Origin of the sequence: Actinocrispum wychmicini, from assembly GCF_004345645.1 — a bacterium.
In the GTDB taxonomy this organism is placed as follows: domain Bacteria; phylum Actinomycetota; class Actinomycetes; order Mycobacteriales; family Pseudonocardiaceae; genus Kibdelosporangium; species Kibdelosporangium wychmicini.
Genome location: NZ_SLWS01000007.1, coordinates 356988 through 381413, shown reverse-complemented (window position 1 = coordinate 381413; position 24426 = coordinate 356988). Strand labels below are relative to the sequence as shown.

23 protein-coding genes are annotated in these 24426 nt (G+C 69.1%); 12 read left to right on the top strand and 11 right to left on the bottom strand.

The features are described from left to right. Positions 1–5: 5 nt before the first annotated feature. From EV192_RS31815 to EV192_RS31770, 10 genes are read left to right on the top strand one after another with little or no spacing between them, the layout of a single operon-like run. Complete coding sequence (locus EV192_RS31815; RefSeq protein WP_132122008.1) at positions 6–959, top strand: ABC transporter permease; 954 nt, start codon at positions 6–8, stop codon at positions 957–959. After that, on the top strand, positions 952–1989 hold the full coding sequence (locus tag EV192_RS31810) for an ABC transporter permease (RefSeq protein ID WP_132122006.1): 1038 nt from the start codon (positions 952–954) through the stop codon (positions 1987–1989). Before EV192_RS31815 ends, EV192_RS31810 begins: the two co-directional genes overlap by 8 nt. After that, positions 1986–2966, top strand: a complete 981-nt coding sequence (locus EV192_RS31805; RefSeq protein WP_165960717.1) for an ABC transporter ATP-binding protein — start codon at positions 1986–1988, stop codon at positions 2964–2966. The genes EV192_RS31810 and EV192_RS31805 overlap by 4 nt, the downstream gene beginning before the upstream one ends. Next, the gene (locus EV192_RS31800) at positions 2963–3814 is read left to right on the top strand and encodes an ATP-binding cassette domain-containing protein (RefSeq protein WP_132122003.1); all 852 of its coding nucleotides are present in this window, start codon (positions 2963–2965) and stop codon (positions 3812–3814) included. Before EV192_RS31805 ends, EV192_RS31800 begins: the two co-directional genes overlap by 4 nt. Continuing rightward, on the top strand, positions 3811–4569 hold the full coding sequence (locus EV192_RS31795) for an IclR family transcriptional regulator (protein ID WP_132122001.1): 759 nt from the start codon (positions 3811–3813) through the stop codon (positions 4567–4569). The genes EV192_RS31800 and EV192_RS31795 overlap by 4 nt, the downstream gene beginning before the upstream one ends. Beyond that, entirely contained in the window at positions 4569–5456 is an 888-nt protein-coding gene (locus tag EV192_RS31790; protein ID WP_132121999.1) for an amidohydrolase family protein, read from the top strand. Before EV192_RS31795 ends, EV192_RS31790 begins: the two co-directional genes overlap by 1 nt. Next, positions 5453–6367: a dihydrodipicolinate synthase family protein gene (locus tag EV192_RS31785; RefSeq protein WP_132121997.1), complete on the top strand. Its 915-nt coding sequence runs from the start codon at positions 5453–5455 to the stop codon at positions 6365–6367. The genes EV192_RS31790 and EV192_RS31785 overlap by 4 nt, the downstream gene beginning before the upstream one ends. Beyond that, the gene (locus EV192_RS31780; RefSeq protein WP_132121995.1) at positions 6360–7124 is read left to right on the top strand and encodes an SDR family NAD(P)-dependent oxidoreductase; all 765 of its coding nucleotides are present in this window, start codon (positions 6360–6362) and stop codon (positions 7122–7124) included. Before EV192_RS31785 ends, EV192_RS31780 begins: the two co-directional genes overlap by 8 nt. Then, complete coding sequence (locus EV192_RS31775; RefSeq protein WP_165960716.1) at positions 7117–7866, top strand: PIG-L deacetylase family protein; 750 nt, start codon at positions 7117–7119, stop codon at positions 7864–7866. The genes EV192_RS31780 and EV192_RS31775 overlap by 8 nt, the downstream gene beginning before the upstream one ends. Next, positions 7853–9028 carry a mandelate racemase/muconate lactonizing enzyme family protein gene (locus EV192_RS31770; protein WP_132121990.1) on the top strand — a complete coding sequence of 392 codons (1176 nt, stop codon included), beginning with the start codon at positions 7853–7855 and terminating at the stop codon, positions 9026–9028. Before EV192_RS31775 ends, EV192_RS31770 begins: the two co-directional genes overlap by 14 nt. A 19-nt stretch (positions 9029–9047) precedes the next feature. Here EV192_RS31770 and EV192_RS31765 read toward each other — a convergent pair whose 3' ends face one another. Further along, positions 9048–9785, bottom strand: a complete 738-nt coding sequence (locus EV192_RS31765) for a TetR/AcrR family transcriptional regulator (RefSeq protein WP_132121988.1) — start codon at positions 9783–9785, stop codon at positions 9048–9050. Positions 9786–9879: 94 nt separating this feature from the next. On the opposite strand from EV192_RS31765, the gene EV192_RS31760 reads away from it, so the two are divergent. Beyond that, a complete protein-coding gene (locus EV192_RS31760) occupies positions 9880–10725 on the top strand; it encodes an alpha/beta fold hydrolase (protein ID WP_132121986.1) in 846 nt (281 codons plus the stop codon). A gap of 154 nt (positions 10726–10879) precedes the next feature. On the opposite strand, the gene EV192_RS31755 is transcribed toward EV192_RS31760, so the two are convergent. From EV192_RS31755 to EV192_RS31740, 4 genes are all read right to left on the bottom strand, one after another. Further along, entirely contained in the window at positions 10880–11629 is a 750-nt protein-coding gene (locus EV192_RS31755; protein ID WP_132121984.1) for an SDR family NAD(P)-dependent oxidoreductase, read from the bottom strand. Positions 11630–11729: 100 nt separating this feature from the next. Beyond that, positions 11730–14453: a helix-turn-helix transcriptional regulator gene (locus EV192_RS31750; protein WP_132121982.1), complete on the bottom strand. Its 2724-nt coding sequence runs from the start codon at positions 14451–14453 to the stop codon at positions 11730–11732. Positions 14454–14603: 150 nt separating this feature from the next. After that, a complete protein-coding gene (locus EV192_RS31745) occupies positions 14604–16130 on the bottom strand; it encodes a trypsin-like serine peptidase (protein ID WP_132121980.1) in 1527 nt (508 codons plus the stop codon). 25 nt (positions 16131–16155) lie between these two features. Continuing rightward, positions 16156–17577, bottom strand: a complete 1422-nt coding sequence (locus EV192_RS31740; RefSeq protein WP_243727208.1) for an MFS transporter — start codon at positions 17575–17577, stop codon at positions 16156–16158. Positions 17578–17700: 123 nt separating this feature from the next. On the opposite strand from EV192_RS31740, the gene EV192_RS31735 reads away from it, so the two are divergent. Continuing rightward, complete coding sequence (locus EV192_RS31735; RefSeq protein ID WP_132121978.1) at positions 17701–18078, top strand: hypothetical protein; 378 nt, start codon at positions 17701–17703, stop codon at positions 18076–18078. A 45-nt stretch (positions 18079–18123) separates the two neighbouring features. Here the strand turns inward: EV192_RS31735 and EV192_RS31730 are convergent, their stop codons facing one another. From EV192_RS31730 to EV192_RS31705, 6 genes are read right to left on the bottom strand one after another with little or no spacing between them, the layout of a single operon-like run. Further along, a complete protein-coding gene (locus tag EV192_RS31730) occupies positions 18124–18966 on the bottom strand; it encodes an LLM class F420-dependent oxidoreductase (protein WP_132121976.1) in 843 nt (280 codons plus the stop codon). Next, on the bottom strand, positions 18963–20321 hold the full coding sequence (locus EV192_RS31725) for an amidase (protein ID WP_132121974.1): 1359 nt from the start codon (positions 20319–20321) through the stop codon (positions 18963–18965). The genes EV192_RS31730 and EV192_RS31725 overlap by 4 nt, the downstream gene beginning before the upstream one ends. Continuing rightward, complete coding sequence (locus EV192_RS31720) at positions 20318–21199, bottom strand: carbon-nitrogen hydrolase family protein (protein WP_132121972.1); 882 nt, start codon at positions 21197–21199, stop codon at positions 20318–20320. The genes EV192_RS31725 and EV192_RS31720 overlap by 4 nt, the downstream gene beginning before the upstream one ends. Beyond that, the gene (locus EV192_RS31715; protein ID WP_132121970.1) at positions 21196–21990 is read right to left on the bottom strand and encodes an SDR family NAD(P)-dependent oxidoreductase; all 795 of its coding nucleotides are present in this window, start codon (positions 21988–21990) and stop codon (positions 21196–21198) included. The genes EV192_RS31720 and EV192_RS31715 overlap by 4 nt, the downstream gene beginning before the upstream one ends. 39 nt (positions 21991–22029) lie before the next feature. Beyond that, positions 22030–23013, bottom strand: coding sequence for an aldo/keto reductase (locus EV192_RS31710; protein WP_207926335.1), 984 nt, complete (start codon positions 23011–23013; stop codon positions 22030–22032). A gap of 18 nt (positions 23014–23031) precedes the next feature. Beyond that, positions 23032–24360, bottom strand: a complete 1329-nt coding sequence (locus tag EV192_RS31705; RefSeq protein WP_132121966.1) for an MFS transporter — start codon at positions 24358–24360, stop codon at positions 23032–23034. Positions 24361–24426: the final 66 nt, after the last annotated feature.

Sequence of the window (24426 nt, the reverse complement as noted above, 5' to 3'; positions counted from 1 at the left end):
GCGCCATGCGGTACGTGGTGAAGCGGGTGTCAGTCAGCCTGCTGCTGCTTGTCGGCACGTCGATACTCATCTTCGCGGTGCTGCGCGCGCTTCCCGGCGATCCGGTGCTGGCCCGGCTCGGCACGCTGCAGGGGGTCGATCAGTCCACGATCGACCGGCTGCGGGCCAGTGCCGGGCTTGACCGGCCGGTCGCCGTCCAGTACCTCAACTGGGTTGGCGGGATGCTGCATGGCGACCTCGGGGCCTCGTATCTGACGAACCGCCCTGTCAGCACGTTGATCGCCGAGCGGTTGGGCCCGACGCTGGAGTTGACGATCCTCGCGGTGCTGCTGTCGGTGCTTATCGCCCTGCCGGCCGCCATCGCCGCCGCGAACCGGCCCGGCGGCTGGGCCGACCGGGTCATCAGCGTGCTCGCCTCGGCCGGCATGGCCTTCCCGCCGTTCGTCGCGGGGATCCTGTTGATCCTGGTGTTCAGCGTTTCGTTGCGGTGGCTGCCGTCCATCGGTTACGTACCGCTGCTGCGGGATCCCGGCCGCAACCTGGCCGGGATGATCATGCCGGCCATCGCGCTGTCGCTGGCCGCGGCCCCGCTCCTGCTGCGGTACCTGCGCACGGAGATGATTACCGCGCTGTCGTCACAGTACGTACGGACCGCGGAGGGCAAGGGCGCGCCGAAGAGGGTGGTGGTGCTGCGGCACGCGCTGCGCAACGCCGCGCTGCCCAGCCTGGCGATGCTTGGCCTGATCGTCGGCTACACGCTCGGTGGCAGCGTGATCGTGGAGTACGTGTTCGGGTTCTCCGGACTCGGCTCGCTGTCGGTGGAGTCGGCGTTCCGCCGGGACTACGCCGTGCTGCAGTCAGTGGTCATGGTGGTCAGCGGGCTGTTCATCGTGGTGACCCTGGCCGTCGACTTGGTGACCTGGTGGCTGGATCCGAGGACAAGGGGGCACCATGGCTGACCGGATGTCCGCCGCAGCCAGACCATCCACTGTGGACGTGCGGACCTGGCGCGTGTCTCGCCGGCTCCCGCCGGTCAGTGTGGTGGTGCTCGGGCTGATCGCGCTCACGTGCGTGTTCGGACCGCTGTTCCTCGGGCAGGACCCGACGGCGGCCGACCCGACCGCCGCGTTCGGGCACAGCAGTGCGAAACATGTGCTCGGCACCGACGAGTTGGGTCGCGATCTGCTGACCCGACTGATGTACGGCGGGCGGCTGTCACTGGGAGTCGTGGCCGGTAGCGTGCTCGTGGCGTTCCTGATCGGCACGCTGTGGGGTCTGGTCGCCGCGTACCGTAAGGGAATCGTCGACCAGGTCCTGATGCGCTGCGCGGACATCAGCATGGCCATCCCGCAGATCCTGTTCGCGCTGATCTGTGTGGCCGCGTTCGGCGCCTCGCTGGTGTCGCTGATCCTGATCACCGGTCTGTTGCTCGCGCCGACCACCGCGCGGATGGCGCGTGCGGTCGTGCTGCAGGAGATGGCACTGGACTACTACACGGCGGGAATCGCGTTCGGCGCCGGCCGGATTCGGTTGCTGCTGCGCGAAGTTCTGCCCAACACGACCGCCGCGCTCGCCGGCCAGGCCGTGATCAACGCGGCGAGCGCGATGATCCTGGAGGCCAGCCTCAGTTTCGTCGGCCTCGGCGTGCAGCCGCCGGACATGTCCTGGGGAGTGCTGCTGCAACAAGGATATGGCTTCCTCTACAACGATCCCGGGTACGTCGTCGGGCCGGCGGTGTGCGTTCTCACCACGGTGCTCTGCCTCAACCTGGCCGCCGACCGGCTCGCCGGTGGTCGTCGCGCGCGGAAGGCGGCCAGGGCCTGTATCGAAGTCCCCGTCCGCGATAGCCGGGCCGGATGCGGTCCCTGGCGCCACCGCCGAAGCACCCGAATACAACCCGGTATTGGGCCGCTCCGGCGGCGACGCCAGGAACCGCCCCGATCCCGACTCTCATCGAACGGGGACTTCGATACAGGCCCTATCCGATGAGCGCGGTGTTGGAGGTACGGGACCTTCAGGTCGCGGTCGGGGGCCTGCCGATCGTGCGCGGGGTCGACCTGACCCTGGCGGCCGGGCAGCGGCTCGGCCTGGTCGGCGAGTCCGGGTCGGGCAAGACACTGACCGCGCTGGCGATCATGGGGCTGCACCGGGACCCGATCCGGGTGGTCGGTGGCCAGGTGTTGCTGGTCGGCACGGATCTGCTGAGGTTGCGTCGCCGCCAGCTCGACAAGATCCGTGGCGCGGAGATCGCCATGGTGTACCAGGACGTCGCGGCCTCGCTGAACCCGCTGATCACCATCGGTCACCAGATCGTTGAGGCGATTCGGCTGCACGAGCCGGTGCCGAGGGCCGTCGCGCTGGATCGGGCGGCCGACCTGCTCGGCGAGGTCGGCCTGGCCAACCCGCGGGACCGGCTGTCGGCCTACCCGCACGAGCTGTCCGGCGGGCAGCGCCAGCGGGTCATGATTGCGATGGCGTTGTCCGCGCAGCCCAAGGCACTGCTGTGCGACGAGCCGACAACCGCGCTGGACGTCACCACGCAGGCGCGGGTCATCGGGCTCATCGACCGGATCTGCGCCCAACGTGGCCTGTCCGCGATCCTGATCACGCACGATCTGGCCGTCGCCGGTGGGTTCTGCGACGACATCGCGGTCATGTACGCCGGCCAGATCGTCGAACAGGCCGCCACCAAACAGCTCTTCGCCACCCCGCTGCACCCGTACAGCGAAGCGTTGCTGTCGGCGACTGTCGATCTCGACACCGACCTGGACCGGCCGGTGCCGGCCATCCCCGGCTACCCGCCGCTGCCGGAGGAGGTGGACGAGCACTGCTCGTTCCGAACGCGATGCGTCAAGGCACAGAACGAATGTAGGCAGGTGATCACGCTGCGTCGCATCGGTGACAGTGACGTGCGGTGCGTGCTGGCGACCGGGATCCCCAACGGTACCGATGGGGTGGTCCGATGACCGCCGGCGGGGGGAGCCGGCCGTTGCTGGAGGTCGACTCGGTGGTCAAGACCTTTCCCGCGCCGGGCGGCGGCCGTACCCGGGCCGTCGACGGTGTCTCGCTGAGCATTGAGCGGGCCACGACGGTCGGGCTGGTTGGCGAGTCCGGGTCGGGCAAGTCGACGCTGAGCCGGTGCGTGCTCGGCCTGCAACGCCCGGACAGTGGCACGATCCGCTTCGACGGCGTGGACATCGGTACGCTGCCAGCTCGGGAACTGCGCCGGCTGCGGTCGCGTATCCAGGTGGTCTTCCAGGACCCGCACGGCTCGCTGAACCGACGCCAGACGGTCAGGGACATCATCGCCGCGCCCATGTTGGCCCACCGGGCGGGCGACCGGGCGAAGCGCGCCGCTCGGGTGCGTGAGCTGCTTGACCTGGTCCAGTTGCCGCAGCGGATGGGCGAGCGGCGGCCGCGTGAGCTGTCCGGCGGCCAGGCGCAGCGGGTGGCGATCGCCAGGGCGCTCGCGCTTCGTCCGGAGTTCGTCGTGCTGGACGAGGCCGTGTCCGCGTTGGACGTCTCGGTGCGGGCCCAGATCCTCAACCTGCTCAAGGAGTTGCAGCACGAGCTCGGCCTGACGTACCTGTTCATCTCGCACGATCTCGGGGTCGTCCGTTACATGGCCCACCAGGTCGCGGTGATGTACCACGGCGAACTCGTCGAACACGCGACACGCGAGGAGCTGTTCTCCGCGCCACGGCACGAGTACACCCGGATACTGCTGGAGGCGGTTCCGGTCACCGACCCGGCCCGCCAGCGTGACCGGATCCGGCGGCTTTCGTCGGCCACCACCGAGGAGACAAGCCCATGACCGCTACCGCGCCAATACGCATGTCGGACCGACTGATCGCCGTCGTCGAGTCGTTTCTGGCCGCACCGAGCCAAACGCTGTCCGACGTCGCCGCGGCGTGCGGAATGGAGCCATCGACAGCCACTCGGTACCTGCGGCAGCTCGTGGAACATGGCTGGCTGCAACGTGACGAGAGTTCCCGGATGTACTCGCTCGGGGTGCGCCTGATCGCGCTCGGGCAGGCGGCGCAGCGTGCGCAACCGTTGCGGGAACGGGCGATGCCGCACATGCGCGCGTTGCTCGAACGGTTCGGCGAGACCGTCAACCTGGCCGTGGACCAGGGTGGTGAGACGGTGATCATCGAGGCGCTGGAGAGCTCCCAGTCGATCCGGCGCGGCGCCAGCGTGGGGGAGCGCGACGACTGGTGGGTGTCAAGCCTGGGCAAGTCCATATTGGCGCACCGGCCGGACAGTGTGATCGAGCAGTTGCTGCGCGACCGGCCACCGATACGGCGTACGTCGCGTACCCGGATCGATCCGCGGGACGTGCTGGACGACCTCGCCGAGGTGCGCGGGCGCGGGTACGCGCTGGACGACGAGGAGTCGGAGATCGGCTTGAAGTGCGTGGGTGTCCCGATCCGCGACGACACCGGCGTGTACCGGTACGCGATCAGTGTCAGCGGTCCGACCAGCCGTGTCGACGCCCGGTTGGACGAAATCGTGACGACGTTGCGGGACGTCGCCGACGCGATCAACCGCCACGAACGGGGGCGCTGATGACTCGCGTGGCGGTCGACGTGCACACCCACCTTGGCGAGACAGGCACACACGTTCGTGCCCCGCTGGCCGAGGACGAGGTGCGCGCATGGGGGAGTACAAAGTGGAACGTGACGGCCGCGCAGCACGCCGAGGCGGCCGCGGCGGCGGAGAACGCGATCGTGCTGGCGTTCGACGCCGAGCCGGTCGGCGTGGTCGTGGACAACGAGTACGTGGCCAGGGCGGTGACCGGCAAGCCCCAGCTGATCGGGTTCGCCAGCGTGAACCCGACGCGTCCGGACGCGCCCTCGCGACTGGCGCACGCGGTGGAGAACCTCGGGCTGCGGGGGCTCAAGCTCGGTCCGACGTACCAGCACTTCCACCCGCACGACAGGCGGTGCTTCGAACTGCTGGACGTGGCCCAGCACTACCGACTGCCGGTGATCTGGCACCAGGGCACCACGTTCACCCGCGCCGCGGTGGCCGACTACGCCCGCCCGATGCAGTTGGACAAGGTGGCCGCGCACTTCCCCGAGCTGCGGATGTGGATCGCCCACTTCGGACACCCGTGGACGGCTGAGGCGGTCGCGACCATCCGCCGCTACGAACACTTCTACCTCGACGTGTCCGCTATGGACACCCGACCATGGCAGCTGGCCCAGTCGCTGGCCACCGCCAGTGAGTACCGGGTGCTCGACCGGGTGCTGTTCGGCACCGACTACCCGTTCGCCACGGTCGAAGCGACGATCGCCGGCCTGCGCAGGGCCGCCGCGCTGTGCCGAAACCTCGGCATCGCCGACATCACCGACGACGACGTCGACGCCATCTGCGCGCGTGACTCACTGACCCTGCTCGGGCTGGGGATCCGGGATCCGGAGCGTTCCAACGTGTCCAAGGAGGACAAGTGAAGGTTGCCGGCAACTCGATCTCCGGTGTGCTCGCGGTGTTCCAGACACCGTTCGACGACGCTGACCGCATCGACCGCGCGGCCTTGGAGAACCAGTTCGACTGGCTGTTCGGCAACGGCGCCGACGGCGTGGTGTTCGCCATGGTGTCGGAGGTCCTGCGGATGTCGTCGGAGGAACGCGCCGACGTGGCCGCGTTGACCTGCAAGTTGGCCGCGGGCAGAGGCGCCACGGTGATCAGCGTGGGTGCCGAGTCGGCCGCGGTCGCCATTCGCTACGCCAAGCAGGCTCAGGACGCCGGTGCGGACGCGGTGATGGCCACCCCGCCCGCGTTGTTCCCCGCTGGTGGCGACGAACTGCTGCGCTATTTCCTCGGCATCGGCGAGGCTGTGGACGTGCCGCTGATCGTGCAGGATGCCAGCGGATACGTGGGCATGTCGCTGTCGATCGACCTGCAGGCCCGGTTGCACGCCGAACTGGGGGACCGGGTGATGTTCAAGCCGGAGGCGCCGCCGATCGGTCCGCGTCTGACGAAGTTGCGCGACGCGACCGGCGGGCGTGCCCGGGTGTTCGAGGGCACCGGTGGGCTCCATCTGATCGACAGCTATCGGCGTGGCGCCGTGGGTACAATGCCCGCGGGTGACGTGGTGTGGGCGCTTTCCGCGCTGTGGCGTGCTTTACGGGCGGACGACTACGACCGAGCGTATCGCATTGGCGGTCCGTTGGCACAGCTGGTATCGCTTCAGACAAGTTTGGACAGTTTCGTCGCGATCGAGAAGCACCTGCTGGTACGCCAAGGCGTGTTGCCGTCCGCGGCGATGCGCGGGCCGGTGTCGGATGTGATCGACGCGCAGATGTACCAGGAGGCGGAGCGTTTGATGAGCCTGTTGCGGGCGGCGGTCGACGGTGGCTAGGCAGGTCGCGGTCGTCACGGGGGCCGGTGGCGACATCGGCGGGGCCTGCGCCCGCCGGCTGGCCGCGAGCCGGGACGTGGTGCTGTGCGTGGACCGGGATTCCGCGCGTGCGGACGAGACCGCGCGGTCGATCGCCGAGCACGGCGGGCGGGCCGAGGTGGTGGCCGCTGACGCAGCTGATCCCGTTTTCGGCGCGGCGGTCGCGGCAGCGGCGGCGGATCTAGGCGACGTCACCGCGGTGGTGCACGCGCTGGCGTACGAGGAACACGTGGACGCGGTCGAGTTGAGCCGCGACAGCCTTCTGCGTAGCGTGGAAGTCGGCCCAGTGGCCGCGTTCGAGCTTTTTCGGGCACTGGTGCGGGCCGATCGCCTGCCGACTGGTGCCGCGCTGACCGCGATCGGGTCGCTGCACGCCGAGCACCCGTTTCCGCGTTGCCTGGGCTACAACGCCGCGCACGCCGCGTTGGCCCAGATCGTCCGGACGCTGGCGCACGAGTGGGCGCCCCGCCGGATCCGGGTGAACGCGGTGGTTCCCGGCTGGATCCGGACCCGGGGAGAGGCACTGCTGTACCAAGAGTCCTATTTGGACAGTATGGCGGCCCGGCTGCCGTTCGGGCGGTTCGGCACCGTGGACGATGTGGCCGGCGCGGTCGACTATCTCTCCTCCGTGGGCGCTTCGTACGTGTCGGGGACCCTGCTGACTGTGGACGGCGCGCTGGGCGTGTCCCGGGCTGTGCTGGGGAGCCATGATGAGTGAGGGTAAGAACGTTGTGTGCGTGTTCGCGCACCAGGATGACGAGATGCGGTGTCTGGGCACGTTGCTTCGGTTGCGCCAGGCAGGACACCGTATCGGGTTCGTCTGCGTCACGCGCGGCGACAAGGGACTGGCGTACGACCCGAACGTGGACTTTGACACCGCCGCCGGGGTTCGTGACGCCGAGATGCGTGCCGTGGCGGACGCGTTCGACGCCGAGTACCGATGCCTTGGCCGTGAGGACGGGTTTCTGTACGAAGACGCGGCGCTGCGGCACGACCTCATCGATGTGCTCTGCCAGTTTCGCGCGGACCTGGTGTTCACGCACTGGACCGAGGACTACAACAGCGACCACGTGGTCACGGCCCGCGCCGTGACGGACGCGGCGCTGTTCACCAGCATCCCGTCGTTCGTTCGTAACGGAACCGAACTGGTTTCCCCGCCCCGGATTTTCTACGTGCATCCCGGTGACGGCTACGGTTTCGAGGCCACGCATTTCGTGCCGCTGGGCCCGGCGCACCAGCGTCGCAAGACCGAGCTGATTCGCCTGCATCGCAGCCAGATGGACGTCATGCGCACGATGCGCGGGCGTGACTACGCCGACGAGATGGCCGACGAGGACCGCCGGCAGGGCGCGCGGATGCTGGTGTCGGCCGCTGAAACGTTCCGTCCGTGCCTGGCCGAGCGGCGCGTCCCGGTCAGCACGGACCTGCCGGGAGAGCTGGAGCCAGATGAAGATCAGTGATGTCTCGCCGATCCTGCTGCGTGGCGACGAGGCCTACGGCACCAGCGCGGGCAGCGCGGAGGCGACCGATCAGGGCGACTGGCTCTTGCTGGTGCGCGTGCGTACCGACGACGGCCTTGAGGCGTGGTCCGATGTGGAGACTCTCGGTCCGGTGGCGGCAGCTGTGATCGCCGGCGATGGCATGGGCGGCATCGGGTTTCGTACCCTCGCCGAGGAGCTGATCGGCAAGGATCCGCTGGAGGTCGAGTCCCGCTGGGACGAGCTGTACCTGGCCACAGCTTACTACGGTCGCCGTGGCGTCGTCATGCACTGTATCTCCGCGGTGGACAACTGCCTGTGGTCGCTGCGTGCCCAGGCCCAAGGGGTCGATCTCGCACAGGTGCTTGGCGGTCGTCGTCGTGATCGGCTGCCCGCGTACGCGTCAACGCTTTTTCGCGACACGCCGCTGGAGAACGCGAACGCCGCCGCCCGTTACGTCCAGTTGGGCTTTCGCGGTGTCAAGTTCGGCTGGGGCGGTTTCGGGCTCGACGCCGGCCGGGACCGGGAAAACCTCGCCGCGATCACCGAGGAGTTGGGTCCTGATCGGACGTTGATGGTCGACCCGGGCTGGTTCGTGGAGAGCGACGGTCGACACCGGACCCGGACTCCGGCCGAGGACGACGCCATGCTCACGGTCCTCGCGCAGTTCACGCCGTACTGGGTGGAGGATTTCGTCCACCCCGAGCAACTGTCGAAATATCGCCTGGTGCGTGAACGATTCCCAGGCCTGCGCACCGCGGCGGGCGAACAGCAGGCCACGATCTGGGACTTCCGGCGGCTCGTCGAGGAGGGCGATGTCGACGTGCTGCAACCGGACCTGTCCCGATGCGGCGGCCTCACCGTCGCGCTGGGCCTGCCCGAGCTGGTTCGCGCCCAGGGCAAGCTGATCGTCACCCACTCCTGGTTGACCGACCTACTGCACGCCTACAGTCTGCACTATCTCTCTACATTGGACAAGGCACCCTGGGTCGAGTTCAACGTCGCCCAGAGCGCCCTGTCCCGGGGTGTCGTCGCCGACCACCTACGGCTGGAAGCTGACGGAACCGTAGCCGTGCCAACGGGTTCCGGCCTCGGTGTCACGGTCGACGAAGAGTTCGTCACCGCTCGCCAGACAGGTCGTTGACCCACGGTGACTTTGCCGGCTATCGGCCGCTGTGTGCGAGGCCGGTCAGGATGTGGTCCAGGCCGCGGCGGAAGGCTCGTTCGTGGCGGTCGTCCGCGTGTGGGGTTTCTGCCTCGATCATGACTCGGCTCAGGTGTGGGTACTTGCCGCTGCCGATGATCAGTTCGCCGTACTGGGCCTGTGTGGCCAGCCAGGTCGGCATGTCCACGCCGGACCGTCGGGCCGTTTCCTGCTCGGCGAGTTCGTCGAGGACGTGTCCGCGGACGAAGGTCAGCAGGGTGCCGACCTGGGTCAGGACCTCGTCGGCGTCCAGGTCCAGCACGTCCACTGTCGCGTATGCGGCGTCCAGCCAGGCCAGGCTGTTGGGTCCGAGCGCCGGGCGGGTCGCGGGCAGCGTGGCCAGCCACGGGTGGCGTAACACCATGGCGCGGTGTGCGTGGGCGATCGCGCGCAGGTCGGCCTGCCAGTCGCCGGTCGGCGGCGGTGGCTCGCGTTCGCCGAAGGCGCTGTCGATCATCAGGTCGAACAGTTCGTCCTTGGTGGCGATGTAGCGGTACAGCGTGGTCGTGCCGGTGCCCATCTCGGTGGCGACCCGGCGCAGGGATACGGCCTCGATGCCTTCGGTGTCGGCGATGCGGGTGGCCGTGGTCGCGATGTCGGCTCGGCTGTGGGCGGGGCGTGGTCCCCGGGCGCCACGTTCCGGCCGCAGCCAGATCGGTGGGCGGATCTCACTTTGCGGTGATGTGTCGTCAACCATGGGCCACCCTTCCCGCACGTTATTGCGAACACTGTACGCGGTAAGCTACAGTCCAGTTTATGCGAACAGTGTACCCGGGTAAGGGAGGAAGCCTGTGACCGAGTACCGCACGGGGTCGGTCAGCTCCGCTGATGGGACCGTCATCGGATATCGCCAGCTGGGCAGCGGGCCCGCGGTCCTCCTCGTGCACGGGGGCATGCAGGCGGCACAGCACTTCATGAAGCTCGCCGACGCCCTGTCGGCCGAGTTCACCGTCTACGTGCCCGACCGGCGCGGACGGGGGCTGAGCGGACCCCATGGTGATGACTACGGCGTCATGCGGGAGGTGGAAGATCTGCAGGCGCTGGTCGCGGCGACCGGGGCAGCGCGGATCTTCGGGCTGAGCACGGGGGCGCTGGTCACGCTGCGCACCGCCCTCGCCACCCCCAGCCTTGACGCGGTCGCCCTGTACGAGCCGCCGCTGTCGGTCAACGGCTCGGCGCCGATGGGCTGGGTGCCGCGCTACGACCGTGAGGTCGCCCGCGGCAGGCTCGCTGCCGCGCTGGTCACCGGGCTGAAGGGGTTGGAGGTTGAGCCGGTGCTTGGCCGGTTCCCGCGGTTCATGCTCGTGCCGTTCATGGCGCTCGGCGCGCGTCTACAGGGCGACGGGTCGGGTGATGACGTTCCGATCCCGGCGCTCATCCCGACGCAGCATTTCGACATGCGGCTGGTCGCGGAGATGGCCGAGACCGCCCGGGACTACGCCTCGCTCGGCTCGCGGGTTCTGCTGCTCGGCGGCACGAAGAGCCCGGCATACCTCGGAGTCGCACTGGACGAGCTGTCCGCCACGATCCCGCACACCCAACGGATCACGTTCCCGGGGCTGGGGCACTCGGGGCCGGACGACGACGGCGACCCGCGTCGGGTAGCCGAGGCGGTGCGCGACTTCTTCAAGGCTTAGCAACCGCGACGGCTGGCCATTGTCACCGAGTACGAAACGCACTACTAATGCGCCTTCAGCAACACCGCGTGTCAATGGCCAGTTTGTTCTGGCTCTGCCGTGATCGATTTCAGACGTCCGACCGCTGATAAGGAGTCGGTAGCTGCTGGGACCGTCAGCCGTAGCACGCGCCGAAGGAGATGTTGACCTGGGTTGAGGCGATGCTGCGGCCCTTGTCCGACGCGACGAACGCGGCGACGTTCCCCACGTCGGCCGTTGTCGCGGCGCGCTTGAGCGGCGACGCGTCCATGATGCCCTGCCTGGCCGCTGCGAACTCGGGGGTGTCCGGGAAGGCGTCGACGACGCCACCGGTCAGCAGCGTCACGGTGCGGATACCGTGCGGCGCCAGCTCCACGGCCCACTGCCTGCGCATCGACTCGACAGCGTCCATGCCGACCTGCACGTTGCCGAGGCCGGGGATGGCGTTGGCGTGGTCCGACCCGCCGAAGAACAGCAGCACCCCGGACTCCTGCTTCACCATGTGCCGGGCCGCGGCCTTCGTGGTGATCAGCTGCGTGGTCAGCGCCTTGCTGATGCCCGCGACAAAGTCGGCCGTGGGGATGTCGGCCAGCGGCTGGAAGGCCCCCTCGTGGGAGATGACGTTGATCGAGATGTCCACGCTGCCGGCCTTCTCCACGACGGCGTCGATGTGGTCGTTCACGGCGGACGCGTCCAGCGCGTCGACGACGGCTGTCTCGGCCTGGCCGCCCGCGTCGCGGATGCTGTTCGCGACCGTGTCGAGTTTCGCCGGTGTCCGGCCGACCAGGAAGACCCGTGCGCCTTCGGCGGCGAAGGCGCTGGCCATCGCGCCGCCGATCGTGCCGCCGCCACCGTAGATCACCGCGGTCTTGTTCTCCAGCAACATTTGCTGCTCCTTTCGTTGCCAGCGACGCTATGGCCTGGTGACACCGGTTCACATCGGTCACGTGACTGGCGTGCGACTCCTCGTCGGACCGGCGGTTAAGTCATCCGAGCCCGAGTTGCGCCAGTTCGATCCGTCGGGTGATGCCCAGTTTCGGGTAGGCGCGGTACAGGTGGTGGCCGATGGTGCGCGGGCTGAGGAAGAGCTGTGCGCCGATCTCCTTGTTGCTCAACCCGGTCGCCGCCAGTCGAACGACTTGCACCTCCTGCGGCGTCAGGTTCTTCAGGGGGTCGTCGGCGACCGGTTCGAGCGTTGGGCGCCCACCGAGCGCGGCGAGTTCGCTCGTCGCGCGCGCTTCCCAGGTCGACGCGCCCAGCCGCTTGAACCCGGTCAGCGCGGCGTCCAGTTCTGCTCGTGCCTCGCTACGGCGGCGTCTGCGGCGTAGCCATTCGCCGTAAAGCAGGTGGGTTCTGGCCTGGTCGAACCGGCCGCCGTGCTTGGTGTGCAGGTCGAGGGCCGTCCGGTAGTGCTCCTCTGAGTCGTGGAGCATCGCCTGACAGCGCCGTAGCAACGCTGTCGCGACCGGACTGTCCACGTGCACGGCCCACCGTTCGAACGCCGTGAACTGATCGGCGCTCCGGTCGGGGTTGCCGTCACGGACCGCCGCCTCCACCAGGTCCGCGACCGCGCGGATAAGGAAGTCGTACTTGGCCGGACTGACACACACGGCGTACAGCGCGTCGAACGCCGCGCGATACCGTCCCGCGGCGAGGTCGAGCAGGCCGAGGCCCCAGGACGTCAACGCAGTGCCGACGGCGTGCCGTCCCTCGAGAACCGGCAGCACCTCGGCGGCCAGTTCACGACATCGCGGTTCGTCGCCCGTCACCGCGGCCAGCCACACGGACGTCGCCCGCAGCACAGCGACTTCCATGTCCATGCCAAACTCCGTGCTGAGTGCCACTGCCTCGGCCAGGCAGGTCTGCGCCGTGAGGAAGTCGCCGCGCAGCGCTTGCGCCAACGCGGCGACCTCCTGCGCGTACGGAATCCAAGTCAACGCTCCGCTGGCTCGCACTTCTGCCAGCATCGTCTCCATCACCGCGATGGTCGCCTCGTCGTCAGCCAGCATCAGCCCGCTGAACCCGGCCACGACCCGATGCATGAGGTCCGCCTCGGCCGCGCGACCGACCTTGACCATGGCGCGGAGCGGGCCGACGGCGTTCTCGGGCCGGCCACTGAGCAGGTCCCCCCAGCTGATCTGTGCGTCGGCCGACGCACGCAGCCTGGACTCCGGCGGCAGCCGCAAGTCGCCCATCAGCCGCCCACCCTCGGCGATCAGGGACCGAGAGCCCGCGTCCCGACTGGCGCAGTTCATCTCGGTCAACATGACGACCGCGCGTTCCGGGTCACTGTCCATGACCAACCTCGCCGCCTCGGCGGCGAGTGCGGCGTCTGCTTCGGGGGACGTCCGCTCGTACTCGATCTGGCCACGCAGTAACGTCGCCTCCGCGATGACGCTCACCTCGGTGGTGAGGGACGTGGCTTCGACAGCCAGGCGCGCCGCGCGGTCGGGTTTGCCCGCGTCGTACGCGGCGAGCGCGGCCTTGGCGATGCGACGCGCCTTGAGCTCGGGATCCACGCTCAACCGGCCTGCGCGGTCGTACGCGGCGGACACGGCCATGGCTCCGCCGCGGCGCTCGGCCCGTAGCGCGGTCCGTTCGAGCTCGGCGGCCACTGCCTCGTCTGGGTCGATGGTGGCCGCCGCAAGGTGCCAGGCCCGACGGTCGAGGACGTCCGGGGCGGTGAGGGCCTCGGCGAAGGCCCGGTGGACCGCGATCCGCTGGTGGTGGGTGGCGCACTGATAGGCGGCGGCACGCACCAGCGGATGCCGGAACGCCAACTCCCCGTCCGCCACGCTGATCAGACCTGCGCGCTCGGCCGCGGCCAGGTCGGCCGTGTCCGCACCGACCGCACGGGCGACGTACAGCACGGTGTCCATCTCGGCGAAGCGGTCGGCTGCGGCGACCAGCAGGATCGACTGGGACGCCTCGGGCAGGCTGGCGATCTGTTCGCGGAAGGTTTCCTGCACTCGTCGCGTGACCGGCAACGGGCCGACCTGGTGCGCGGGCTCCGCACGACCTGCACGCTGCGCGGCCAGGCGTGCCGCACCGAGTTCGAGCAACGCGAGCGGGTTTCCGCTGGCCTCCTCCAGGACCCGTGTCCGCATCGGCGCTGTCAGACCAGGACTTTTGTGGTCGAGCAAACCGGCCGCCGCGTTCGGCGACAGGCCCGGCAGCCACAGTTCTTCGATGCCGGGTGTGCGAAACGGTACTGCCGTGTCGCGGACCGCGAACAGCATCACGACCGGGTCCGCCTGGAACCGTCGAGCGGCGAACAGCAACGCGTCCGACGACCCGCGATCCAGCCATTGCGCGTCATCGACCACGCACAACAACGGCTTCTCCGCCGCCAACTCCGCGAGCAACGTCAGTGTCGCCGCGCCGATCAGGAACGGGTTGGGCGCGGTGTCGCTGCTCAACCCGAACGCGCCCCGCAACGCGGCTGCCTGCGGGCCTGGCAGCAGGTCCAGCCGATCCAGGTACGGGTACAGCAGCAGGTGCAGGGCGCCGAACGCGAGCTCGGCCTCGGACTCGATGCCGACGCCGCGCAACGCACGCATGCCGTGAGCCGTGGCCATGGCATGACCAAGCAGCGCGGACTTGCCTATCCCGGCCTCGCCTCGGATGACCAGCGCCGCGCTGCGACCAGCAGACGCCTGCCTCAGCAGTCGCTCGACGTGGTTCTGTTCCCCATCCCGGCCGACCAGCATGGCACCAGAGCCTAGCTGCTGGTATCCGCCTGGGAGCGATCTCGACACCCGGCCGACCTGCGGTAAGCAGCCGCTTACGCCGTGGCCCGCCCGTCCTGGCGAGCGGTCCTGGGTCTGCGCTGGTTCAGCCAAGACGCCGAGGTCAGCGGGTTACGGCGCCACGAGTTGGATCTCCCGGTGCAGGTGCCCGTCGACGTCGGGGTAGAGGCTCACCTCGCCGTCGCTCCAGCGGACGATGATGGCGTTGCCGCGGCCCGCGGTGACGGTGGCGTGCGTCCACAGGTCGTTCGGTGCCTGGACCTGGTGTTCCTGGCCGAGTCCGGCGGCGGCGACGTCGCCGTAGATGGTGAACTCGCCGTCGCTCCAGCGCACCAGCAGGTCCGGGGTGCCGCCGCCGACCCAGTTGCCGCCGGAGATCGTCTGGGCGTGTGTCCACGTGCCGTTCGGTGCGGCGAGTTGGCGTTCGGAGTGGATGCCGTTGGCGGCGATGCCTTGGTAGAGCGTGGTTTCGCCGTCGTTCCAGACGACCACCAGGTCACCGCCGAGCCCGGCGATGTACGACGCGTGGTCGCGCCAGAGGGCGTTGGGCGCGGCGAGTTGGACCTCGCCGCCGAAGCCGCCCTTGGTGACCGACCCGTAGTAGGTCACTTCGCCGTCGCTCCAGGTGACCACGACGCCGTTGTTGACGGTGGCGATTCCCTTGGCGTGGGTCCAGATGCCTTTCGGTGCGGCGAGCTGTGTCTCGCCGACGAACGGCTTCTGCGGGTCGGTGGTCGGCCCGCCCTGATACAGCGTGACTTCGCCGTCGCTCCACTTGACGATCATGTCGAGCTGGGTGCTGCCGGTGAAGTCGCCGTTGGCGATCAGGTCGGCGTGCTTCCACAGTGGGCCGCTGCCGAGCGGGTAGCCGAGGTTGCCGTTGCCGGGTGGGACGGGTGCGGCGACCGCCTTGTCGTACAACGCTTTGACGCGGCTGTCGAACCGGACGCTGTAGTTGCGGGGGTCGGTGTCGGGCAGGTTCTGGCCCTTGCCGCCGATGACGCCGATGAGGTCCTTGGCGCCGCCCACGATCCACGGGCCGCCGCTGAAACCGCCGGGGATGCCGGTGCACTGCAGGGTTTCCCAGTACTGGCCGTCTTTGTGGGCGGTGCTGTCACACAGGTACGGCTTGTCCTTGTAGTTGGTGTTCCCGCTGGACGGGTAGCCGACGACCTGCATGTCCACCGGCAGGGTGGCGTCGGTCCTGAGGTTGAGCGAGGCGCCGGTCACCTCGGCGACGTTCCTGCCGTCGCGGGGCTGCAGCACGACGAACGCGTAGTCGTAGGGCGAGCCGGCGCCGTTGATGTCGTGACTGGTGTCCCAGCCCGGGTCGATGTGGATCGCCGCCGACTGCCATGTGCCGTACGGGGCCTGGCCGTCGTGGTAGGCGGGGGTGAAGAACACGGAGCGCTTGCCCGCGACGCAGTGCGCGGCGGTGACGATGACGTTGCCTTTGGGGCTGGCGACGATACTCGCCGAGCAGTGATGGTTGGTCGGATCGGCGCCATCCGACAGCGACCCGATCTCGGGCCTCGGGTTGGCCAGGACGGTGTGCGGCGTGCCCGCCGCCGCGGCGGCGGTGCCCGGTAGCAGCGCGGCTACCAGTGCGACCGCGGCTCCCCAGTGAAGTCTTGACATGACAGCGAGACTACGTGTGTGTTGATCACCCGTCGACGCCCGGAACGGGGTTCTGCGGGCTGGTGGCGGCCTGGTTGCGCGGGAGGAACGACGCGGCGACCGGGCCGACGAGCCCGATGGCCGCCAAGGTGATCATCGCGGCGGCGTAGGCGTCAGTCGTGGTGGTGGCGACGAGGATCGTGCCGCCGATGGCCGTGCCCAGTGACGAACCGAGATTGGACACGCAGCGCGAAAGACCGGAGATCTCGCCTTGCTGGTCCTCGCCGAAGCTGGACTGCACGACGTTCACCGAAGGAGTCAGCATCGCACCGAGCCCCAGACCGACCAGCAGGAGGCCGGGGGTGAACGCCCAGGGGCTGGACGAGCCGCCGACCATCCCGAGCAGGACGCCGATCCCGGTGATGGCCAGCACGAAGCCGGCCATGATCAGGGATTTCTGGGCGCGCCGACCCGCCAGCCGCTCGGCGGACAGCGACGACACGAGCAGGCCAAGGGTGGCCGCCGTGAAGATCAGCCCGGTCTGGATCGCGTTGTACCCGCGGACCACCTGGAGGTAGGCGGCGGCGACGAACGTGGTCCCCATCAGCAGCAGCCACTGGATGTTCTGGGTGACCAGACCGAGATTGGACACGTGGTTGCGGAACACCTTGGTGGACACCAGCGGTTCGCCGCCGCTGCGTTCCTTGGCGCGTGCCCGCCGGAAGAACCACAGCAGGACGAGCGCGCCGAGGACGATCAGGGCGAACGTCAGCCAGAGGGCGGTCTGGGCGGCCAGGATCCCGGTGACGATGAGAACCAGTCCGGCGGCCGACAGGACCGCGCCGCCGAGGTCGAACGGGTGGGTCGGGTCCGGCGGCAGCGGGTCGGTGATCCGGCGGCCGAGCAGAATGATCAACACGACCACCAGCGCCTGGAACACGAACGCGGCACGCCAACTGAGCACCGAGCTGATCAGCCCGCCGATCAGCGGTCCGGCCGCGGCGCCGATACCGCCCATCGCCATGATGGCCCCGAACGCGCGGGCACGTGACGTCAACTGGGTGAACAGCAGCGTCGCGAGGATGTACACGGGCGGGATGAGCATCGCCGTGCCGACGCCTTCAAGGATCGAGTTGCCGAGGATGAGCGCGCCCAGGCCCGGCGAGATCGCGCTCAGCACGGCGCCGACGCCGTACACGGCCAGACCCGTCATGAAACATCGCTTGCGGCCGTACAGGTCGGTCAGCTTGCCGCCGGGAATCATCAACGCGGCCATCACCAGCAGGAAGATCGTGATCGTGACCTGCACGCCGTGCACCGTGGTGTCCAGGTCGGCACTGATGTCGTTGATCATCACGTTCATGTTCGAGCCGGCGAAGCTGCAGATGAACTGCGCGAGGGCAAGCGGGACGAGCACCGCCCGCGGCGTGCCGGACATGCCCGGCGCGGCCTTCGGGTGATCGCTCACAGGCCCTCCTTCGTCAGGTCCGGTGAACGTCAAGTCTGCGGCGGCCGACCGTTCACCGGATCGCGCGCGCCGGGTGAACCGGGTTACCGTGACCACAGAGTCGTCAGGACAAAGAGGTGCGACGTGAAGGAACACTGGAAGGACGAGCCGGACGCCCACGACTATCCAGCGGCCCACGACTATCTGACCCTGGTCACCGCCGAACCGGCGGCCACCCGGCTGGTCGACGAGCTGAAGACGGCCGGACTGACCCACCGCAAGGCGAAGGACATCCTGCGCGCCAGCGGACTTCCCTTGCTGCCGACCGACAACGTGCATGTCAGCAAGGACCTGGACAAGGTCAAGGACGGCAAGGCACTGTCGCCGGTGCTGCTGGTCCGCGGGCACACCCACCCGGACCTGACCGCCCGCGACGACCTGGTCATCGCCGACGGCTACCACCGGGTGTGCGCGTCCCACCACCTCGACGAGAACGCCGACATCCCCTGCAAACTGGTCTGAATCGTGCCGTCGCACTTCGACCCGAGGATCTGGCGGGTCGACGAGTCAGCAGGTTTCCAGGCCGAAGCTTTCGGCGCGGGTCGCCAGCTCGTCGAGATGTCGCAGCGTCTCCGCTTCGGGTAGGGGTGGCAGGGTGAACGTCACCCGGTCCACCCCCGCCTCGGCGTATGCCGTGACCGTGGCGGCATCCGTGGTGGCCCCGCAGAGCGTTGTGCGGACGTCGGCGCGGCCCTGGTCGGCGAGCCAGGAGGTCACGCGGCGTAGTTCGGCAACCGGGGTCTTCGCACGCGGCATCCATTCGTTGCCGTAGCGGGCGAGCCGGGTGAGCGCTGCCGGGCTCTCGCCGCCGACGGCGATTGGCGGGTGGGGCCGCCGCACTGGTTTCGGCCAGGAGAAGATCGGGTCGAAGTCGACGTGTTCGCCGTGGAACTCGGCCTCGTCGTCGGTCCAGATCACCTTGAGCGCGGCGATCTTCTCGTCCAGCAGCGGACCGCGGCGGCGGGGGTCGACGCCGTGGTTACGCATCTCCTCCCGGTTCCAACCGGCCCCGACGCCGAGCAGGACGCGGCCGCCGGAGAGCACGTCGAGCGTCGCGACCTCCTTGGCGGTTTGCAAAACGTCGCGCTGGGCGAGCAGTGCGACGGCCGTGCCGAGGGTGAGCGTGGTCGTCGTGGTGGACGCGACGGCGAGCGCGACGAACGGGTCGTACGTGCGGTAGTACTCGCGGGGCAGGTCACCGCCGCCCGACCATGGCGTCTCCCGCTTCACGGGGATGTGCGAGTGCTCCGTGATCAGCAACGACTCGAAGCCGCGCTCCTCAAGGGCCCGCCCCAGGACGTCCGGGCGGATGCTCTCGTCCGTCACAAAGGTGTTGACGCCGAACTTCATGCACTCTCCTGCGGGTAGCGGATCGCGGGCCGCAACTGCTCGACCAGAGCGCCCACCGCGAGGACCAGGTGGTCGGCGTACCGGGGCCCGACGATCTGGATGCCGACTGGCAGCCCGCGCGCGGTGCGTCCGATGGGGACACTGAGCGCGGGTTGCCGCGACATGTTGAACGGGTAGGCGAACGGTGTCCACTGTGGCCAGTCGGTCAGCCCGCTTTCCGGTGGCACGTCATGGCCTACCGCGAAGGGCTCGATCGGCACGGTCGGTGTGATGAGGACGTCGAACCGCGTGTGGAATTCACCCATGGCGACGGCGAGCGCCGCGAGTTCGCTCTGGGCGTCGAGGTACTCGGCCACCGAGTGCCGGGCGCCCCGCTCGGCCAACGCCTGGAGGCCCGGGTCGTCCGCGGCGCCGGACCGCCTGACGATGTGTGCGACGCAGACCGACCACAGCACGTCGAACGTGGCGCTCGGGTCGGGAAACCCGGGGTTTGCCTCCTCGACTCGCAAGCCCAGGTCGGTGACGGTCGCCGCGACGATGGCAGCGATCTCCGGGTCCACTTCCACGTAGCCCAGCGTCGGCGAGAACGCGACCCGCACACCCGCGAGGTCCACCGCGCCACCGACGGTCGGCGTCCACGAGGGATCCCTGTGGTCCGGAGCGGCGAGGATGTCCGTCAGCACGGCGACGTCACCGACCGAGCGGGCCATCGGTCCGGCGTGCGCCAGGGTTCCCAGGACGCTGGGCGGGTACATCGGGATGCGTCCGTGCGTCGGCTTGAAGCCCACGATACCGCAGAACGAGGCCGGGATCCGGGCCGATCCGGCCGCGTCCGTGGCCACGGACACCGCGCCCATGCCTGCCCGGACCGCCACGCCACTGCCGCCGCTCGACCCGCCCGCCGTCAGCGTGCGGTCCCAAGGGTTGCGCGTGACGCCGTCGACGGGGTTGTCGGTGGTGCCTTTCCAGCCAAGTTCGGCGGTCGTGGTTTTGCCGAGCAGCACGAGGCCGTTCGCGCGGAGCGCTGCTGCCGCGGGGCTGTCGATGTCCCACGGCTGTTTCGGATCGGTGTGTCGTGACCCGCGCAGCGTCGGCATACCTCGGGTCAGGAAGAGGTCCTTGATCGACGCGGGCACGCCGTCGAACGGTCCCAGAGCGCGCCCCTCGACCCAGCGCTGTTCGGATGCCGCCGCCTGCTTCAGTGCGCCCTCATGGTCGACGTACGCGAAGGCACACAGGTCATCGTACGTTTCGACAGCCCGCAACGCCGCCCGCGTCGCCTCCACGGGCGAGAGCTCACCAGTGGCGTAAGCGGCACCGAGTCGTTCGGCCGTCCATTGGGAGACGTCAGTCATGAGCCCACGACCGGCGGTGTCGGGCGGGAGAGTGGCTCGACGATACGGCCGTACAGCTCGGGCCTGCGGTCGCGGAAGATCGTCAGATAGCGGCGTTGCGCTTGGAGGTCGGCGCCGCGCAGGACGGCACGGACCGCGTCCTCCTGGTCGTCGTCCGAGCTCGCCAGCACGTCGCCGCTGGGGCCCGCGACGGCGCTGCGCCCGTAGAAGTGCTGGTCGTCATCGGTGCCGGTGCGGTTGCAACCGAGGAAGAACACGGCGTTCTCCATGGCCCTGGTCGCGCAGCGCGCGACGATGCTGTCGGACGGGACCTTGCCCGGCTGCACGGCCGACGCCCACAGGGAGACGACGATCTCGGCGCCCGCGAGGGTCTGTACGCGGGCCATCTCGGGGAAGCGGACGTCGTAGCAGACGTTGAGGGCGAGTGTGCCGAGCGCGGTGCGGAACACCGCGATCTCGTCGCCGGGGACGTAGTACTCCTTCTCGTCGCGGCACGGGTGCACCTTGTGCTGCACGCCGAGCACGTCGCCCGACGGGCCGATCAGCACGGCGCTGTTGAACAGCACCTCGGGCACGTACGGATGCCGCTGTGACATCCCGACCACGACGTGTGCGCCGGCGTGGCGGGCCGCCTCACCCAGCACGTCCGTGGTCGGGCCCGGCACCGGCTCCGACGCCGCGTAGAGGAGCTCGGCATAGGCGTCGTCACGTGCGGAGCGGACGTAGCCGGTGGTGCTGAGCTCGGGGAAGACGACCAGTTCGGCGCCGTGCTCCCGAGCCTCGCGCTCGACGAACGCCGCCATCCGTCTGGCGTTGCCCGAGCAGTCCAACGGCTTCGAGCCGAACTGCACGAGCGAAACGCGCACCTCGTCCTTCACCGGTGGTTCTCCGGGTGCACGTCCCGCGCGAACCGCGGGTTGCCCGCAAGCAGACCGCCGTCCACGGGCAGCAGGCTGCCGGTGATGAACGACGCCTCGTCCGAAGCCAGGAACAGCGCCGCGGACGCGATGTCGTCAGGCACGCCGACCTGGCCAAGCGGGTACCAGGTGGCGAGGCGTTCGAGGAGGTCCGGGTCGATTTTCTGCCGTTCCTTCCAGACGTCGGTGCGGAACGTGCCGGGCACGATCGCGTTCGCGCGAACCCCGAACGGGGCGAACTCGACCGCCAGGTTGCGGGTCAGCGCTTCCAGGCCCGCCTTCGCGGCGCTGTAGGCGGCGGCGCCGACATGGGTGTGCGCGTTCACCGACGAGACGCTGACGATCACGCCGCGCCGTTGCTCGATCATCGTGGGAAGCACCTGCTGGGAGCACCTGAACGCGCCCGTCAGCACGACGTCGAGGTCACGGTTCCAGTCCTCGACACGGGTGTCCAGGATCGGGGCCGGGTTGGACGTGAAGGCGTTGTTGACCAGGACGTCGATGCGGCCGTAGGTCGATCTGGCGGCTTCGGCCATCGCGCGGACGTCGTCGTCGCTGCGGACGTCGGTCCGCACGGCCAGCGCTCGCCCGCCCTGCTCCCGTATCTCGGCGGCAGCCTGGTCGGCCGTCGCTTCGTCCCGGTCGGCCACCACGACGGCGGCGCCCTCGGCGGCGAAACGGCGGACCAACGCGCGGCCCAGGCCGGAGCCGCCGCCACCGGTCACGATCACCACACGGTCTGCGAAACGCATGTCACCAGCCCATCACATGGTTGTCGGGTGTCGGCATGATCATTCGAGCAATGTCATGCGATCGGGCGAGTACCGCGCACCGACGACCTGGTCGGCGGGCACCGCCTGCTCGATCGCTGCCACGTCTGCGGCGGACAGCGTGAGGGCGACGGCCGCGAGGTTCTCCGCCAGCCTGCTCCGCCGCTTCGTGCCAGGGATCGGAACCACGTCGTCGCCGTGGCTGTGCACCCACGCCAGGGCGAGCTGGCCCGCCGTGACGCCCCGTGCTCGGGCAAGCTTTTCGAGCGCTCGCACGAACTCCAGGTTGCGTTCCAGGTTCCCGGCGGCGAAGCGCGGTTGGGACGTCCGCCGGAAGTCCCCTTCCTCGAAGTCGTCGGTCGAGCGGTAGCGACCGGTGAGGATGCCTCGGCCCAGCGGCGAGTACGGCATGATCCCGATGCCCAGCTCGCGGCAGACCGGCACGACGTCGTCCTCGATCGTGCGCGACCACAGCGACCATTCGGACTGGACCGAGGTGATCGGGTGCACGGCGTGCGCCCTGCGGATCGTCTCCGCCGACGCCTCCGACAGTCCTATGTGGCGCACCTTCCCGGCCGCGACCAGCTCCGCGAGCGCTCCAACCGTCTCCTCGACGGGGACGGTGGGATCGACCCGGTGCTGCTGGTAAAGGTCGATGTGGTCGACACCGAGGCGACGCAGGGACGCGTCGCACGCCTGCCGGACGTACGCCGCGTCCCCGCGTACCGAGCGCGCCATCGAGTCGTCCCGCGTGCGGACGACGCCGAACTTGGTGGCCAGGGCGACGTCGTCGCGGCGACCGGCGATCGCCCGCCCGACCAGCTCCTCGTTGGCGCCGTAGCCGTACATGTCGGAGGTGTCCAGGAGCGTTACGCCGAGATCGAGCGCTCGGTGCACGGTCGCGATCGACTCCGCGTCGTCGCCTGTGCCGTAGAAGTCGCTCATGCCCATGCAGCCGAGCCCCTGGGCGCCGACCTTCAGCGCCCCGAGACGTCGGGTTGGCATCGCCATGCGGTGTTCTCCTTAGTCGTCGATGTCCTTGAGGTGGGTCTCCGGCATGAGCAACACCGCCCCGAAGGTGATCGCGCAGACCACAGCCATGTAGACGGCCACGGAGAACGACGACCCGGTCGCCGCGTACAGCGATGTGGCGATGAGCGGGGCGAACGCGCCACCCAGGACGGCGCCGAGCTGCACGCCCAGCGAAACGCCGGAGTACCGCAGCCCGGTGGAGAACGACTCGGCGAAGAAGGCGCCCTGCGGGCCGTACATGGTGGTGTGCATCAGGCCAAGGCCGACGATGAACGCCACCAGGATCAGGACGGGCGACTTCGTGTTCAGCAGCGGCCAGAAGCCGAACGAGAAGGCGCAGAGCATTCCCGAACCCGCCAGCAGCATCGTGCGCCTGCCGATGCGGTCCGAGAGTGCGCCGGCGAAGGGGAGCACCACCAGCTGCACACCCGCCGCGACGAGCACGGCGACCAGGACGGTGTTCTTGGACAGGCCCAGGATCGCCTTGTTCGTGCTGTAGGAGACCGCGAACGTCATGAACAGGTAGTAGGTCACGTTGATGCCGATGTAGGCGGCCGCGACCAGCGCGATCTCCTTGTAGTGGACGCGGAAGGCACGCAGCACGGGGGAGCGGCCGACCTTCGGGGCCTGTTCCTCGTTCGTCCGCTGGTGCCGTCGGAACGCGTCGGTGTCCTCAAGCCGCAGCTGCAGGTGGATGGCCAGCCAGATCAGCGCCGCGCTCGCGAGGAAGGGAACGCGCCAGCCCCACGCCACGAAGGCCTCGGGTGACGTGAACTGGATGGCCGCGATGAAGGCGAGGTTGCCGAGGATGATGCCACCCGGCGCGCCCGCCTGGGCGAAGCTTGTGAAGAAGCCGCGACGCCGCGGCGGCGCGTTCTCCATCGCCAGGAGGACGACTCCGCCGAGCTGCCCGCCGACCGCTATGCCCTGCAGGAAACGCAGCAGGACCAGCAGGATCGGCGCCGCGGTCCCGATCGCCGCGTGTGTCGGCAGCAGGCCGATGAGGGTCGACGCGAGCCCCATCCCGACCAGAGCGCCGATCAGGGCCGTCTTGCGGCCGCGCACGTCACCGATGTGACCGAAGAGCATGCCGCCGAGCGGTCGGGCGATGAAGCCCACCGCGAAGGTCGCGAAGCTGAGCAGCGCTCCGGTCAGCGCGGCCTGCTCGGGGAAGAAGAGCTGGGGGAAGACCAGCGCCGCCGCCGTGCCGTAGATGAAGAAGTCGTAGTTCTCGATGCTCGAGGCCGAGAGTGCCGTCACCGCGACCTTGGCCAACCTCGCCCCTGGTCGGGCCAGTGTCGGATCCTGCGCCAGCGCCATTGCCCGCTCCTTCCGTCACCTTCGCCGACCGCCCCGGCGAAACCTCACTGTTTCGTCTGGTGAAAC